This window comes from Denitratimonas organivorans (genome assembly GCF_037478135.1).
Taxonomy (GTDB): domain Bacteria; phylum Pseudomonadota; class Gammaproteobacteria; order Xanthomonadales; family Xanthomonadaceae; genus Denitratimonas.
This window is the reverse complement of the sequence record NZ_JBBHDV010000007.1, coordinates 90,787-104,328: the sequence shown is the minus strand read 5'-3', so window position 1 is coordinate 104,328 and position 13,542 is coordinate 90,787. Positions and strand designations below refer to the sequence as shown.

Sequence of the window (13,542 nt, the reverse complement as noted above, 5' to 3'; positions counted from 1 at the left end):
CCGGCGTGATCTGACGCGCCGCGCGCGGTACCCGCTCCGAGGGCCTTGATGGACGCCGAACGCCCCGCTTCGTCAGCATCAAGCACGGTGGTCGGACCGGTCAGCCGACCAGATGAGCCGGAGCGGGTCAATTTGCATGTCCTGAAATTGGTCGAGTACATGCCGGCCGCCGTGCTGTTGCTGGAAGCCGATCAATCCATCCTCTACAGCAATCGCGCCGCGAAACTTCTGGCCCAGGTGCTCTCGCCGGTTCAGGGCGGTGCTCCGCGCATCCACGTGCAGGATTGGCATCCGCAGCTGGTGCCGCCGGACGCGCTGGAGTTGTGCCGTTTGCGTGGCACGTGGTCTGGCAATGTGACGCTGGATCTGCCGCATCGCTCGTCGCGCGTGCTCCAGGTCAAGATCAACGCGCTCGGAGAGCGCGGCGGTGCGCCGTACGGTTTATCGTTGCGCGACGTCACCCTGGAGCACTGCCGCCAATTGGAGCTCAATCTGCGCAACAGCGAGCTCGAAGTGGCGCTGGCCAGGCTCAGCAATGTTCAGGAAGCCGTGTTGAAGACCGAGAAGCTTGCTTCGATCGGCCAGCTGGCGGCCGGTGTGGCGCACGAAATCAACAATCCGATGGCTTACGTCAAGTCCAATCTGAACGCGCTGCGGCACGATATCTTTCAGCTGCTGTCCGAAACCCGCGCCCGCCTGGATGGCCAGCCCCTGAGCGAGGATGAAGGAATTGATATTGAGGAGGTTGCGAGCGAGATCCGGGATCTGATCGCCGAATCGTGCGAAGGTGTGGATCGCGTCGTCAAGATCGTCCGTGACCTCAAGGACTTTTCCCATGTGGATCGGATCGACAACTGGGTATTGGCCGACCTTCATGCCGGGCTCGAATCGACCCTGAACATCGTCCGGAACGAACTTAAATACAAGGCCCATATCGTCAAGACGTTCGGGGAGCTGCCACTGATCGAATGCCTGTCCTCGGAACTCAACCAGGTTTTCATGAACATATTGATGAATGCGGGACAGGCACTGGACAATTACGGTGTCATCACCGTCACCACCGAGCGTTATGGCGACAAGGTGCGTGTCTCGATAGGCGATGACGGCAAGGGCATACCCGAGGACGTGCTGCCGCGGATTTTCGACCCCTTCTACACCACCAAGATCGTGGGCGAAGGCACTGGGCTGGGACTCGCGATTTCCTATGGCATCGTGGCCAAACACCACGGCACGATCGAGGTCACCAGCGTGCCGGGGCAGGGCACGCTGTTTTTGATCGAATTGCCGATCGAGCAGCCTCGTTCGCGGGGCATGGAGTCATGAAATGTATCGAGTATTGTTGCTGGACGACGAACCCAACATTCTGCGCGCGCTGCGGCGATGCCTGACCGCCATCAGCCCTCAGCGCCTGGATGGTGATCCGTTGGAAATTGATGCCTTCAGTTCTCCCACGGACGCGCTGCGCAGCTGTGAGGAAGCCACATTTGACCTGATCCTCACCGACTACCGGATGCCGCGCATGGACGGCGTGGAGTTCCTGACGCGGGTGATTCCGCTCCAGCCTGATGCTCCGCGGGTGATCATTTCCGGCTTCGCCGATCGCGACGCCATCATCGCGGCGATCAACGACGCGCAACTGACCCGCTTCATCGAAAAGCCGTGGGACGATGGGGCACTGCAGGAGGCCGTGGTAACCATCCTGACACGCGGCAAGGTACAGGCCGTGCAGGCCTTCGCGCGTTCCGCAGCGTCCGAACGCGAGAGGCAGCGCCTGGAGGAGGAGTGTCCGGGCATCACCACGATTGACCGCGACCCGGATGGCGGCATCTGGCTTGACCTAGATGAGGTCAAGGACTGACACGGCGGCGGATTGTTTCATCGTCTTGAATGATCCGGGAGAACTCGGGGCGATTGATGTCGCCTGTCATCGTCGGGCCTCCGGCTCCTTGCCGAAGCGCGGCGGGGCCGGGGTGAATTCCCGGTTGTCCAGATCCGGCAGTTTCATGCGGCCGGCGGCCCAGTCGGCGCGGGCCTGGTCGATGCGTTCCTTCGAGGAGGAGACGAAGTTCCAGTCGATGTAGCGCGGGCCGAGCGGTTCGCCGCCCAGTGCCATGACCACGGCGTCGCCGATGGCGGTGATGGTGACGGGTTTGCCGGACACCAGCACCGCCATGCTGCCCGGCTCGATGCGTTGGCCGTCCAGTTCGACCTCGCCGCTGGCGACATAGACGGCGCGTTCGGGGTATTCGGCTGGCAGCGAGATGCGGGTGCCGGCGCGCAGTTGCCAGTGCACGTAGAACTGCGGCGAGTCGGTTTCCACCGGCGATTGCAGGCCGGCGAGGTGGCCGGCGATCAGGCGGCCATGGATGCCGCTGTCGCGCCACTCCGGCAGCGCATCGGCGCGGTGATGCCAGAAGCCGGGCTCGCGTTCCTCCTTTTCTTCCGGCAACGCCACCCAGGCCTGCACGCCGTCGAGCGGGCCGCCGTGGCTGCGCAGGTGTTCGAACCGTTCCGAATGGGTGATGCCGCGCCCGGCGGTCATCCAGTTCACCTCGCCCGGCTGGATCGCCTGCTCGAAGCCGAGGCTGTCACGGTGCGTAATGTGGCCGTCGAACAGATAGGTGATCGTGGACAGACCGATGTGCGGATGCGGACGGATATCGGCTTCGCGGGGCAGACCGGCGGCAATCTGTTTGGGCCCCATGCGGTCGAAAAAGATATAAGGGCCGACCATGCGCCGCTGCGCCGAGGGCAGGACGCGGCCAACCACGAAGGCGCCCAGATCGCGTTGGCGCTGGTTGATGACATGTTCGATCACGATGGTTTCCTGCTTTGATGTGGGTTGATCAGCCTCATTGCGCATTTCCTTCTCCCTTCGGAGTGAGGAGTGCTTTCGAGCAGCAACGCTGCAAGCGCGCAGGCCGGTGTACGGGTTCGGACGGCGCGTTGTGGATAGACCAGCAAAACATCACGGCGGCCGAACCCTCATCCGGCCGTGCGGGCCACCTTCTCCGGGGGAGAAGGAAAGCACCAGCTGCACAGCCGAGCCGCGCTGGGCGGCGCAGCCGATCTCCGCGCCGGCTGCACGCTTACAGTTTCCGCAGCGCGCCCTGGGCCAGTTCGATCGCCTTCTGCCGGTTGGTTTCCGGGTCCGAATCGGCTTTCACGTTGATGTGCACCAGGTTGCTGCCGGAAAGGAAGGTCAGCTGCGACATCGCCGTACCCCAACGTGCCTGTTCGCCGATGCCGGGAATATCCTGCGCGTCTTTGTAGACCGAGGTGCTGGCCTTGAATGCTTCCGGCCCGACGCCGCGTGCCACCACCAGCATCAGCTTGGCCGGATCGCGCACCTGGATCTCCTGCCCGCCGACGTGGATGGTGCGCACCACCAGATCGGTGCCCCATTCGTAGGAGCAGTTCGGGAAGGCGCCGCCGCCTTCGTCCACCTTCAGTTCGGTTGCCGTGTCGATGCCGAAGTGGGCGCGGATGTCATCGTTGCTGAAGATCTGGCAGGCGCTGGAAAGCGCGCGTGCATTCTCTTTGGCTGCTGCTTTCGGCGCCGCATTTGGTGTGGCGTCGGCCGCCGGGGTGTCGGCGGTGTTGCAGGCGGCCAGCAGGCCGCAGGACAGAAGCAGGGGCAGGAACAGGGCAGTACGCATGGGTGATCGACCTCGGGCAGATGGAAAAGACGGATTCGTATGCCGGAACACGACGGCGCGGATACGGCTTGTGCAAAGCGCTGCCCGAGTGTGGTCAGCCCGGCGCGCCACTGCAAGCCGCTGAAGTGTCTGCGTGGAAAGCCGGCCGGGTGTGGCGTGAAGGCGCGTTCGACGCGTATTTCGCCTGCCTGGGTGATCGTGATCGGGGCGGATTTGGGATTCCGGCGTAACACGCGGCAAACATTCGCGACACCTGTTCCGCCGTACCATGGCATCGCAGCCGTACATGCCGTGCGGGCGCCTTTTCAACCTGGCGGGAGAAGAAGATGAAAACCTACAACGTTGGTTACCTGGTCGGCAGCCTTGCCAAGGATTCGATCAACCGCAAGCTCGCCCATGCGCTGATCAAGCTGGCGCCCGAGCAGTTGAAGTTCACCGAAATCCCGTTCGCCGAGCTGCCGCTCTACAGCTACGACTACGACGCCGATTACCCGGAAGCTGGCCGCAACTTCAAGAAGGCGATCGAGTCCTCCGATGCGATCCTGATCATCACGCCGGAGTACAACCGTTCCATTCCCGGCAGCCTGAAGAACGCCATCGACTGGGCCAGCCGGCCATGGGGCACCAACTCCTTCGCGCATATCCCGTCGGCGGTGATCGGCACTTCGCCCGGTGCGATCGGCACCGCCGTGGGCCAGCAGCATCTGCGCAGCATCCTGGGTTTCCTGAACTCGCCGCAGATGAGTTCGCCGGAGGGCTACATCCAGTTCAAGGACGGCTTCCTCAACGATGCCGGCGAAGTGGCCGATGCTGGTACCGCGAAGTTCCTGGCCAGCTATCTGGAAGAGTTCCACCAGCACATCGCACGGGTGCTGACGGTGCTGCCGCGCGGCGCCTGAAACCTGCCTGATCCGTGGCCTGCCCGTGTCACTGCGGGCGGGCCATTGGCGCTGTGGCCGGCGCTGGTGTTGTCGCCGGGAGTGGTATAACGTCAGTTATAACTACCACGGAGCACGACGATGAAGCTCAAGATCACCACCATCGGCAATTCGGCCGGCGTCATCCTGCCCAAGGAACTGCTGGCCCGCCTGCGGTTGCAGAAGGGCGATGAACTGTTCGCACTGGAAACCCCGGACGGCATCCGTCTGACGGTGTTCGATCCGACCCTGGCCGAGCAGTTGGAAGTGGCCGAACGAATCATGCGCGAAGATCGCGCCGTGCTGCACAAGCTCGCGCAGTAGGGGTGAGCCATGATCGTCTGGATCGAAAAGCCTTTTGCCCTGGCCATCCACGACCGCCAGTTGGCCGAGCATGGCGGCAGCAGCGGCGTGCGCGATGAAGCCCTGCTGGATTCGGCATTGGCGCGTCCGCAGCAGTTGTATGCGCATGGTCAGCCGCCGCCGGATCTGGCCGATCTTGCCGCCAGCCTGGCCTTTGGTCTGGCGCGTAACCATCCGTTCGTGGATGGCAACAAACGCACCGTACACGTCTGCTACCGCGCATTTTTGGCGTTGAACGGCAGTACGTTGCTGGCCAGCGACGAGGAGAAATACACCGCAATGCTCGCCCTGGCCGAAGGCAGCCTGCCCGAAGCAGAGTTCGCCGCCTGGCTGCGCGAACGCATCCGCCGGGATGATGACCGCGTGCATGAATCGAAACCGGCGTATTGATTGAGCTAGCCTGCCGGGTTTATGCCACGGGAGTGGTTTCCCGTGATTTCTTCCCGGGTGCGCTGCGCTTACCCGGACTACGGGGCTTACACCGCTTCCAGTTGCGCGAAGGCCAGCACCAGCCATTTCGGGCCGGCATTTTCGAAGTTGACCTGTACCCGTGCGTGGCTGCCGGCGCCTTCGGCGTCCATGATCGTGCCGTCGCCGAAATGCGGGTGACGGACCGATTGGCCGAGACGGAAGGCGCTGGCCGATTCCTCCATCCGCATCCGCGCGCCGCCGCCGAGCATCGTGGCCGGGCGGCTGATGCTGATGCGCGGGCGCACTTCGCGGATCACGTCGGCCGGGATCTCGCGCAGGAAGCGTGACGGCACGCCGAGCGTATCGACGCCGTGGATGCGGCGTGATTCGGCATAGGACAGCACCAGCCGTTCGCGCGCGCGGGTGATGCCGACGTAGGCCAGGCGGCGTTCCTCTTCCAGCCGACCGGGTTCGTCGAGCGAGCGCTGCGCCGGGAACAGGCCTTCCTCCATGCCGCCCAGGAACACCAGCGGGAACTCCAGCCCCTTGGCCGAATGCAGCGTCATCAGCTGCACCCCGTCTTCCCATTGCTGGGCCTGGCCTTCGCCGGCTTCCAGCGCGGCATAGGCGAGGAAGGCGATCAGCTCGGGCAGATCGTCGACGTTGTCGCCGGGGGTGAAGCGGCTGGCGACGGTGACCAGTTCGTCAAGGTTGTCGGTGCGGGCATCGAGCAGGCCGCGCGATTCATTGGCGTAATGCGCGCGCAGGCCGGATTGTGTCAGCACGTGTTCGATCTGTTCGGGCAGGGTCATGCCGTCCAGCGCGGCGGCGAGGTTTTCGATCAGTTCAACGAAGCCGCGCAGCGCGTTGCGCGCGCGGGCCGCGAGCGTGGTGCCGGTGATTTCGGCCAGCACCGCTTCCCACAGCGGCGCGTTCTCGTCGCGTGCGCGCAGCCGAACCTGTTCCATGGTGCGCCCGCCGATGCCGCGCGTGGGCGTGTTCACCGCGCGCTCGAAGGCGGCGTCATCGGCGCGGTTGGCGACCAGGCGCAGATAGGCCAGCGTGTCCTTGATTTCGGCCCGCTCGAAGAAGCGCACGCCGCCGTAGACGCGGTACGGCAGCCCGGCCTGCATCAGGGCTTCCTCGAATGCGCGCGACTGGGCGTTGGAGCGGTAGAGGATGGCGCAGTCCTGCGCCCGGCCGCCGCCATCGATCCATTCGCGGATGCGGGTCACGGCGTAGCGCGCCTCGTCGTTTTCATCGTGCGCGGCGAACAGATCCAGCGGCTCGCCTTCGCCATCCTCGGTCCACAGGCGCTTGCCGAGGCGGTCGGGATTGTTCGCGATCACCGCGTTGGCGGCGGTCAGGATGTTGGAGGTGGAGCGGTAGTTCTGCTCCAGCCGGATGGTCTGCGCGCCGGGGAAATCGTGCAGGAAATGCTGCACGTGTTCGACCCGCGCGCCGCGCCAGCCGTAGATGGACTGGTCATCATCGCCGACTACCAGCACATTGCCGGTATCGCCGGCCAGCACCCGCATGAAGGCGTACTGGATGGCGTTGGTATCCTGGAATTCGTCGATCAGGATCTGCCCGAAACGCTGCCGATAGTGCGCCAGCAGCGCCGGGTTCTTCAGCAGCAGCTCGTGCGTGCGCAGCAGCAGTTCAGCGAAATCCACCAGCCCGGCGCGCTGGCAGACTTCTTCGTAGGCGGCATAGATGCGCAGCAGCGGATCGGTCGCGGCGTGGCCGCCCTGGATCGCGCCGGCGCGTTTGCCCTCGTCCTTGTGCGCATTGATGAACCAGACCGCCTGGCGCGGCGGATAGCGGCTGTCATCCAGTTCCAGATCGGCGATGACGCGCTTGACCAGGCGCAGCTGGTCGTCCGCATCCAGCACCTGGAAGCTCTCCGGCAGCCCGGCCTCCTGCCAGTGCAGCCGCAGCAGCCGGTGCGCGATGCCGTGGAAGGTGCCGATCCACATGCCGCGGGTGCCGTCGGGCATCAACGCTTCGCAGCGCTGCCGCATTTCGCGCGCGGCCTTGTTGGTGAAGGTCACCGCCAGCACGCCCCACGGCGGCACGCCCATCACCTGGGTCAGCCAGGCGATGCGGTGCACCAGAACGCGCGTCTTGCCGGAACCTGCACCGGCGAGGATCAGGAGCGGGCCGGCCGGCGCGGTGACGGCCTCGCGCTGGGCCGGGTTGAGCCCATCGAGCAAATGCGAAACATCCATCCCGCCATTGTAGCGGTGCGGCGATGCTGCGCCGGCAATGGTGCGGGGGTAACGGTGCGAGGAGCAGGTCCGGCTGGAAAAAACGGCCGCCAGCAAAGAGGCCGGCGGCGGGAAAGGAGAGAAGGTATCAGGCGCCGGAAATCCGGCCCAGCGGGCGCGACAGCGCCGGCAGCGTCAGCGACCAGCGGATGCGGGTCGCGGCGCGTGCGCGGTGTTCCTCGGCTTGGCGGATATCGGCGCTGGTGTCGCCGGATGCGGCGGCATCGCTGCCGGCCAGCTGCGTGGACGCCGGTTCGCACAGGTTCGCCAACGCGGTGTTGGCCGGTTCCTGCAGGGGTTCGCCCGCCAGGGCCAGGGCTGCCAGCGCGATCACCGGAACGGCCAGGCGCAGCGGGCGTCGAAGAGCGAGGCGTCGGGTCGAATGGGTCATGGTGGCATCTCCTTGTTGTTGTCGTGGTGAAGCTTCTCCGCACATCGGGTAAAGCAATATTCGAGCCAAACAACCATATCATACAAATCAATAACTTACAATTGGTCGCTGATTGCATGCTTGTGTCCGGCAAGCGCGCCGGATGTCCGCCGGCGGACACGGCGGCGGCGGCGGACGGCGCGCGTACAGACAGGGACAGGGCGATTCCGCCGATGTGACAGTGGCGCCCCCCGGACCAGTGCAGTCAGAATGTCGGTCTGGCAGCACGAGGGAAGGACATGAGCCTGAAAGAAGCACGGGTTCCCGATATCGGGGGCTACGCCGACGTTCCTGTGATCGAAGTCCTGGTTTCGCCCGGCGATACCGTGAGCAAGGACCAGGGCCTGGTCACGCTGGAATCGGACAAGGCCACGATGGAAGTACCGGCGCCGTTTGCCGGCGTGGTACGCGAGATCAAGGTCAAGCTGGGTGATGAGGTGGCCGAAGGCAGCGTCGTGGCGCTGATCGAGGAGGCCGCATCCGGCACCGCCGAGGCTGCGCCCGCAGCAGCGGCCAAGGAGGAAAAAGCCCCGGCCGCTGCGGCTGCGGCCCCGCCACCGAAGAAGGAAGCGCCTGCTGCACCCGCCGCTGCGCCTGCCGCACCGGACGCCGACAGCGCCGGCCCGCGCACGCCGCCGGTGGTGTTCGATGCCGACGCGGTGATGCCGGACAAGGTGCCCTATGCCACCCCGGCGATCCGCCTGTTCGCGCGCGAGCTGGGTGTCGATCTGATGCAGGTGCGCGGCAGTGGCCGCGATGGCCGCATCCTGCGCGAGGACGTGCAGAACTTCGTCAAATCCGCGCTGAGCGGCGGCATCACCAGCAGCGCTCCGGCAGCCGGCGGCGGCCTGAACCTGCTGCCCTGGCCAAAGGTGGATTTCGCCAAGTTCGGTGAAGTGGAAAGCGTTGCGCTGTCGCGTATCAAGAAGATTTCCGGTGCCAACCTGGCGCGCAACTGGGCGATGATCCCGCACGTCACCCAGTTCGAGCAGGCCGACATCACCGAGATGGAAGCCTTCCGCAAGCAGCTGGGTGCCGAGAACAAGGATCTGAAGATCACCCCGCTGGTGTTCCAGATCAAGGCCGTGGTCAGCGCGCTGAAGGAATTCCCGCGTTTCAACGCCTCGCTCGATGGCGACAACCTGGTGCTGAAGAAGTACTTCCACATCGGCATCGCGGTGGACACGCCCAACGGCCTGGTGGTGCCGGTGCTGCGCGATTGCGATCAGAAGGGTTTTTTGCAGCTCGCTGCCGAGCTGGGCGAAATCAGCAAGAAGGCGCGCGAAGGCAAGCTCGGCCCTGCCGACATGAGCGGTGGCTGCATGTCGATTTCCTCGCTCGGGGGCATTGGCGGCACCAGCTTCACGCCGATCATCAATGCGCCGGAAGTGGCGATCCTGGGCGTCTCCAAGGCCGCGATGCAGCCGGTGTGGAATGGCGAAAAGTTCAAGCCGCGCCTGATGCTGCCGCTGTCGCTGTCCTACGACCACCGCGTCATCGACGGTGCCGAAGCGGCCCGCTTCACCAGCTATCTGGCGCGCCAGCTGGGCGACATCCGCCGCCTGCTGCTCTGACAGCGCCCAGGGTGCGCGCCGCGACCGCGCGCCCTTCCTTCACGATATACAACGCCTGCGGGAGGACTCCATGGCACGCATCGACATCACGGTTCCGGATATCGGCGGCTTTGCCGATGTGCCGGTGATCGAACTGCTGGTCGCCGTCGGCGACACGGTGGGCAAGGACCAAGGGCTGGTCACGCTGGAATCGGACAAGGCCACGATGGAAGTGCCGGCACCCGAGGCCGGCACGCTGGTCGAACTGAAGGTGAAACTCGGCGATACCGTGTCCGAAGGTGCCGTCATCGCGGTGCTGGAAACCGCCGCAGCCAGCGCCGACAGTGCCGCTGCCGCGCCTGCCGCATCGGCTCCGGCCCCGGCTGCAAAACCGCCGGTGTCGCCCTCGCATCGCGCCCCGGCCGAACCATCCGCGCCCAAACCGGCGCTGGGCAGCGGCAAGCCGGCCGATATCGAATGCCGCCTGGTCGTGCTCGGTTCCGGCCCCGGTGGCTATACCGCCGCCTTCCGCGCCGCCGATCTGGGGCTGGATGTGGTGCTGGTGGAACGCTACGCCACCCTCGGCGGCGTTTGCCTCAATGTCGGCTGCATTCCATCCAAGGCGCTGCTGCATGCTGCCGCCGTGGTCGATGAAGCCGCGCACGCGGCCGATTTCGGCATCCATTTCGGTGCGCCGAAAATCGAACTGGACGCACTGCGCAGTTACAAGGAAAAAGTCGTCGGCCAGCTCACCAAGGGCCTGGCCGGCATGGCCAAGCAGCGCAAGGTGCGCGTGGTGCAGGGCAGCGGCCGCTTCGTCTCGCCGCACGAACTGGAAATCACCAGCGACGATGGCAAGACGCAGTTGCTGCGCTTCGAACAGGCGATCATCGCGGCCGGCTCGCAGGCGGTGAAGCTGCCGAACTTCCCGTGGGACGACCCGCGCATCATGGATTCCACCGATGCGCTGCAACTGGCCGAAGTGCCCAAATCCCTGCTGGTGGTCGGCGGCGGCATCATCGGGCTGGAAATGGCCACCGTGTACCGCGCGCTGGGTAGTGAAGTCACCGTGGTCGAGTTCATGGACCAGTTGATGCCCGGCGCCGACAAGGATCTGGTCAGACCGCTGGCCGATCGCCTGAAGAAGCAGGGCGTCACGGTGCATCTGAAGACCAAGGCGGCTACGGTCAAGGCGAGCAAGAAAGCCATCACCGTCGGCTTTGAAAGCGCCGTGGAAGGTCAGAAACCTGCGATTGAAAGCGGCAACTACGACCGCGTGCTGGTCGCCGTCGGCCGCGCGCCGAACGGTGCCAAGCTCGGTGCCGACAGCGCCGGTGTCAACGTCAACGAGCGCGGCTTCATCCCGGTCGATGCGCAGATGCGCACCAACGTGCCGCACATCTTCGCCATCGGCGACATCGTCGGAAACCCGATGCTGGCGCACAAGGCCACGCACGAAGCCAAGCTCGCCGCCGAAGTGGCCGCCGGCGAAAAACGCGAATGGGTGGCGCGGGTGATCCCCTCGGTGGCCTATACCGATCCGGAAATCGCCTGGGTCGGCGTCACGGAAACCGAGGCCAAGGCCAAGGGCCTGAAGATCGGCACCGCCAAGTTCCCGTGGGCCGCATCGGGCCGCGCCATCGGCATCGGCCGCACCGAAGGTTTCACCAAACTGCTGTTCGACGAAGCCACGCACCGCGTCATCGGCGGCGGCATCGTCGGCCCGCACGCCGGCGACCTCATCGCCGAAGTCGCCCTCGCCATCGAAATGGGCGCCGAAGCCGCCGACATCGGCGCCACCATCCACCCGCACCCGACCCTGAGCGAATCGGTGGCGATGGCGGCCGAGATCTACGAAGGCACGATTACGGATCTCTATATTCCCAAGCGCAAATAACCCGGCAACTACCGGCCAGAGGTGATGTCATGAAGCGCGTTTTCCTGACGATTTCAGCGATGGGACTTCTCCTCGTTGGTGCAGGAGCGAGCGCCTGTTCCTGCGTCAACAGGACATTGGCCGAGCAACTCGATTCGTCGGAGTTCGTTGCCTTGGTGCGGGTCGGGAGCGTCCACCTGAATCCCGCGTTCATGGAGTCGAGAACCTTCTACTGGGACAACCCGCCGTTGCTGGCGGAGTTCGAAGTGTTGGAGTCGTACAAGGGAGAGCCGGACGGGATCAAGCATCTGGCATCCGGGGTGGGTGGGGGCGATTGTGGCCTTCCCTTGGTACCTGGAAGTGACTTTCTCGTTGCTGGCACGCCACACGGTGAGCTGCTTGGAGTATTCCGGTGTTCGGCTTCGCGTCCTCTCGGCTTCCGCTCCATTTTATCTGGCGTGAGTAAAGTCCGCCGTATAGGGCAGTGGGAGGCGTACATCGCGGCCGTGGAAGGCCACCTGCGCAGAGAGGAGCCGATCCATGACTGTATCGAGCAGCCTTCAGCAGGGTATGCACCTTGGGATGACAGCGCAGAAGCACAAGCCGGCCGCGCAGAGTGCCGGGCTTATTACGAGACATTTGAATCCGACGACTGAGGCCAAGCGCATGAAAGGCACCTGCTTGTGCAGCGCAATCGAGGTCGTCGCACTGGAGCGCGGCGACGTTGGGCTGTGCCATTGCTCGATGTGTCGGCGCTGGTCCGGTGGCCTGATGCTCGCCATGCATTGCGGCCAGCCCAGTAGCCCGGGTAAGGCGTAGCCGCACCCGGGACCGGAACCACCGAAAAACCTGCCGGCGACGGCAGCAATTCCCCGCCAGAAAGCGGTGGTCAGGCGATGTGCGGGATCAGCCGCACAGCTGGCGCGTTGCAGCACAACGCCGCACAAGTCGGAGGTGTGGGCGTGTTCCCTCAGCGCCCGGTCGTGATGGGTGAATCCGCAGCAAGGGTGCGTGGGTGATCCGTGCCGGGCAGGTGGGTGTCTGCCAGGGCCTCACACCGCCACCACGGTATCGGGCGCTTCGCGGCGCCGCTGTTCGATCTTCTTCCACACCTTTTCGTGGAAATGGAACACCACGGTGTTGCAGGCCGGTTCGACCAGCGCCAGTGCGCCGCCGACCAGCCAGCTGCCGGTGAACAGCCAGCCGATCATGAAGGCGACGCCGGAATGCAGGATGGCAAAGCTCAGGGTCTTGGTCATGGTCATGGTTCTTTATGAGAATGAATCTCATTATCTATGGCATGGCGAAGGCGTCCAACGGATGTTTCCTATCGGTTCGATAGATGGTGTGTCCGGGTGTGTGGGCGGTCGGGTGAGGTGGCATCGCAGGGCGGCCAGGTGGTGGATGCGGTCGAAGGGGTGGAATCGCCGGGTGGATCGGTGCGGCGAGTAGTTTTCTGGGCCGTTGATCGCGCACCCGCAGCGGGCGCGATATCACCCACCGGATGCCGCACACCTCAATCCGCTTCGCGCCATTGCCCGGGCATCAATCCATCGAGCCGATGCGCGCCGATCGCCAACCGCACCAGACGCAGCGTGGGATGACCGACGGCGGCGGTCATGCGTCGTACCTGGCGGTTGCGGCCTTCGGTGATGGTCAATTCGATGAAGCTGTCCGGCACCGATTTGCGCACCCGGATCGGCGGGTCGCGCGGCCAGAGCCAGTCGGGCGGGTCAACACAGCGGGCGCGGGCCGGAAGCGTTGGTCCGTCCTTCAGCGTGACGCCACGGCGCAATGCCTCCAGCGCGGCGTCATCGGGTTCGCCTTCGATCTGCACCAGATAGGTCTTGTGCTGCCTATGGCGCGGGTCGGTGAGGCGGTGCGCGAGGCGGCCGTCGTCGGTCAGCAGCAGCAAACCTTCCGAATCGAAATCCAGCCGCCCGGCGGCATAGACCTGCGGCGGCAGGCCGAATCCGGCCAGGGTCGGGCGCGGCGGCACGCTGCGGTCGGTGAACTGGCACAGCACGCCATACGGCTTGTTGAAGGCGATCAGCATCGAAGCG

General features: G+C 64.9%; 15 protein-coding genes. 9 read left to right on the top strand and 6 right to left on the bottom strand.

The features are described 5' to 3' along the window. Window positions 1-48: 48 nt before the first annotated feature. Together WDB66_RS09255 and WDB66_RS09250 are read left to right on the top strand one after the other, a co-directional pair. Window positions 49-1,323, top strand: coding sequence for an ATP-binding protein (locus WDB66_RS09255; protein ID WP_339398269.1), 1,275 nt, complete (start codon window positions 49-51; stop codon window positions 1,321-1,323). A gap of 1 nt (window position 1,324) precedes the next feature. Beyond that, entirely contained in the window at window positions 1,325-1,858 is a 534-nt protein-coding gene (locus WDB66_RS09250; RefSeq protein ID WP_339398268.1) for a response regulator, read from the top strand. 66 nt (window positions 1,859-1,924) lie between these two features. Here WDB66_RS09250 and WDB66_RS09245 read toward each other — a convergent pair whose 3' ends face one another. Next, on the bottom strand, window positions 1,925-2,818 hold the full coding sequence (locus WDB66_RS09245; protein ID WP_339398267.1) for a pirin family protein: 894 nt from the start codon (window positions 2,816-2,818) through the stop codon (window positions 1,925-1,927). 271 nt (window positions 2,819-3,089) lie between these two features. Next, a complete protein-coding gene (locus WDB66_RS09240; protein ID WP_339398266.1) occupies window positions 3,090-3,659 on the bottom strand; it encodes a hypothetical protein in 570 nt (189 codons plus the stop codon). 326 nt (window positions 3,660-3,985) lie between these two features. Between WDB66_RS09240 and WDB66_RS09235 the strand changes: the two genes are divergently transcribed. The 3 genes from WDB66_RS09235 to WDB66_RS09225 all read left to right on the top strand — a co-directional run bounded on the left by WDB66_RS09235 (window position 3,986) and on the right by WDB66_RS09225 (window position 5,329). Continuing rightward, entirely contained in the window at window positions 3,986-4,558 is a 573-nt protein-coding gene (locus tag WDB66_RS09235; protein WP_339398265.1) for an NADPH-dependent FMN reductase, read from the top strand. Window positions 4,559-4,678: 120 nt separating this feature from the next. Then, window positions 4,679-4,900, top strand: a complete 222-nt coding sequence (locus WDB66_RS09230; protein WP_339398264.1) for an AbrB/MazE/SpoVT family DNA-binding domain-containing protein — start codon at window positions 4,679-4,681, stop codon at window positions 4,898-4,900. 9 nt (window positions 4,901-4,909) lie between these two features. Next, complete coding sequence (locus WDB66_RS09225; protein WP_339398263.1) at window positions 4,910-5,329, top strand: type II toxin-antitoxin system death-on-curing family toxin; 420 nt, start codon at window positions 4,910-4,912, stop codon at window positions 5,327-5,329. A gap of 86 nt (window positions 5,330-5,415) precedes the next feature. Here the strand turns inward: WDB66_RS09225 and uvrD are convergent, their stop codons facing one another. Continuing rightward, complete coding sequence (gene uvrD, locus WDB66_RS09220) at window positions 5,416-7,581, bottom strand: DNA helicase II (protein ID WP_339398262.1); 2,166 nt, start codon at window positions 7,579-7,581, stop codon at window positions 5,416-5,418. A 127-nt stretch (window positions 7,582-7,708) separates the two neighbouring features. After that, window positions 7,709-8,011, bottom strand: a complete 303-nt coding sequence (locus WDB66_RS09215) for a hypothetical protein (protein WP_339398261.1) — start codon at window positions 8,009-8,011, stop codon at window positions 7,709-7,711. Window positions 8,012-8,289: 278 nt separating this feature from the next. On the opposite strand from WDB66_RS09215, the gene aceF reads away from it, so the two are divergent. From aceF to WDB66_RS15235, 4 genes are all read left to right on the top strand, one after another. Beyond that, the gene (aceF, locus tag WDB66_RS09210; protein ID WP_489670846.1) at window positions 8,290-9,624 is read left to right on the top strand and encodes a dihydrolipoyllysine-residue acetyltransferase; all 1,335 of its coding nucleotides are present in this window, start codon (window positions 8,290-8,292) and stop codon (window positions 9,622-9,624) included. A 70-nt stretch (window positions 9,625-9,694) separates the two neighbouring features. Further along, entirely contained in the window at window positions 9,695-11,500 is a 1,806-nt protein-coding gene (gene lpdA / locus WDB66_RS09205; RefSeq protein WP_339398260.1) for a dihydrolipoyl dehydrogenase, read from the top strand. Between the two features lie 29 nt (window positions 11,501-11,529). Then, the gene (locus WDB66_RS09200; protein ID WP_339398258.1) at window positions 11,530-12,135 is read left to right on the top strand and encodes a hypothetical protein; all 606 of its coding nucleotides are present in this window, start codon (window positions 11,530-11,532) and stop codon (window positions 12,133-12,135) included. Next, complete coding sequence (locus tag WDB66_RS15235) at window positions 12,020-12,298, top strand: GFA family protein (RefSeq protein ID WP_489670845.1); 279 nt, start codon at window positions 12,020-12,022, stop codon at window positions 12,296-12,298. Before WDB66_RS09200 ends, WDB66_RS15235 begins: the two co-directional genes overlap by 116 nt. Window positions 12,299-12,531: 233 nt before the next feature. Here the strand turns inward: WDB66_RS15235 and WDB66_RS09195 are convergent, their stop codons facing one another. Continuing rightward, complete coding sequence (locus tag WDB66_RS09195; protein ID WP_339398257.1) at window positions 12,532-12,738, bottom strand: DUF2061 domain-containing protein; 207 nt, start codon at window positions 12,736-12,738, stop codon at window positions 12,532-12,534. A 257-nt stretch (window positions 12,739-12,995) separates the two neighbouring features. After that, a complete protein-coding gene (locus tag WDB66_RS09190; RefSeq protein ID WP_339398256.1) occupies window positions 12,996-13,535 on the bottom strand; it encodes a pseudouridine synthase in 540 nt (179 codons plus the stop codon). Window positions 13,536-13,542: the final 7 nt, after the last annotated feature.

Excerpts from the sequence above, each read along its gene's own strand:
- WDB66_RS09255 (WP_339398269.1), top strand. The coding sequence starts at position 49 with ATGGACGCCGAACGCCCCGCTTCGTCAGCATCAAGCACGGTGGTCGGA.
- WDB66_RS09250 (WP_339398268.1), top strand. The coding sequence starts at position 1,325 with ATGTATCGAGTATTGTTGCTGGACGACGAACCCAACATTCTGCGCGCG.
- WDB66_RS09240 (WP_339398266.1), bottom strand. The coding sequence starts at position 3,659 with ATGCGTACTGCCCTGTTCCTGCCCCTGCTTCTGTCCTGCGGCCTGCTG.
- WDB66_RS09235 (WP_339398265.1), top strand. The coding sequence starts at position 3,986 with ATGAAAACCTACAACGTTGGTTACCTGGTCGGCAGCCTTGCCAAGGAT.
- WDB66_RS09230 (WP_339398264.1), top strand. The coding sequence starts at position 4,679 with ATGAAGCTCAAGATCACCACCATCGGCAATTCGGCCGGCGTCATCCTG.
- WDB66_RS09225 (WP_339398263.1), top strand. The coding sequence starts at position 4,910 with ATGATCGTCTGGATCGAAAAGCCTTTTGCCCTGGCCATCCACGACCGC.
- uvrD (WP_339398262.1), bottom strand. The coding sequence starts at position 7,581 with ATGGATGTTTCGCATTTGCTCGATGGGCTCAACCCGGCCCAGCGCGAG.
- WDB66_RS09215 (WP_339398261.1), bottom strand. The coding sequence starts at position 8,011 with ATGACCCATTCGACCCGACGCCTCGCTCTTCGACGCCCGCTGCGCCTG.
- aceF (WP_489670846.1), top strand. The coding sequence starts at position 8,290 with ATGAGCCTGAAAGAAGCACGGGTTCCCGATATCGGGGGCTACGCCGAC.
- lpdA (WP_339398260.1), top strand. The coding sequence starts at position 9,695 with ATGGCACGCATCGACATCACGGTTCCGGATATCGGCGGCTTTGCCGAT.
- WDB66_RS09200 (WP_339398258.1), top strand. The coding sequence starts at position 11,530 with ATGAAGCGCGTTTTCCTGACGATTTCAGCGATGGGACTTCTCCTCGTT.
- WDB66_RS15235 (WP_489670845.1), top strand. The coding sequence starts at position 12,020 with ATGACTGTATCGAGCAGCCTTCAGCAGGGTATGCACCTTGGGATGACA.
- WDB66_RS09195 (WP_339398257.1), bottom strand. The coding sequence starts at position 12,738 with ATGACCAAGACCCTGAGCTTTGCCATCCTGCATTCCGGCGTCGCCTTC.
- WDB66_RS09190 (WP_339398256.1), bottom strand. The coding sequence starts at position 13,535 with ATGCTGATCGCCTTCAACAAGCCGTATGGCGTGCTGTGCCAGTTCACC.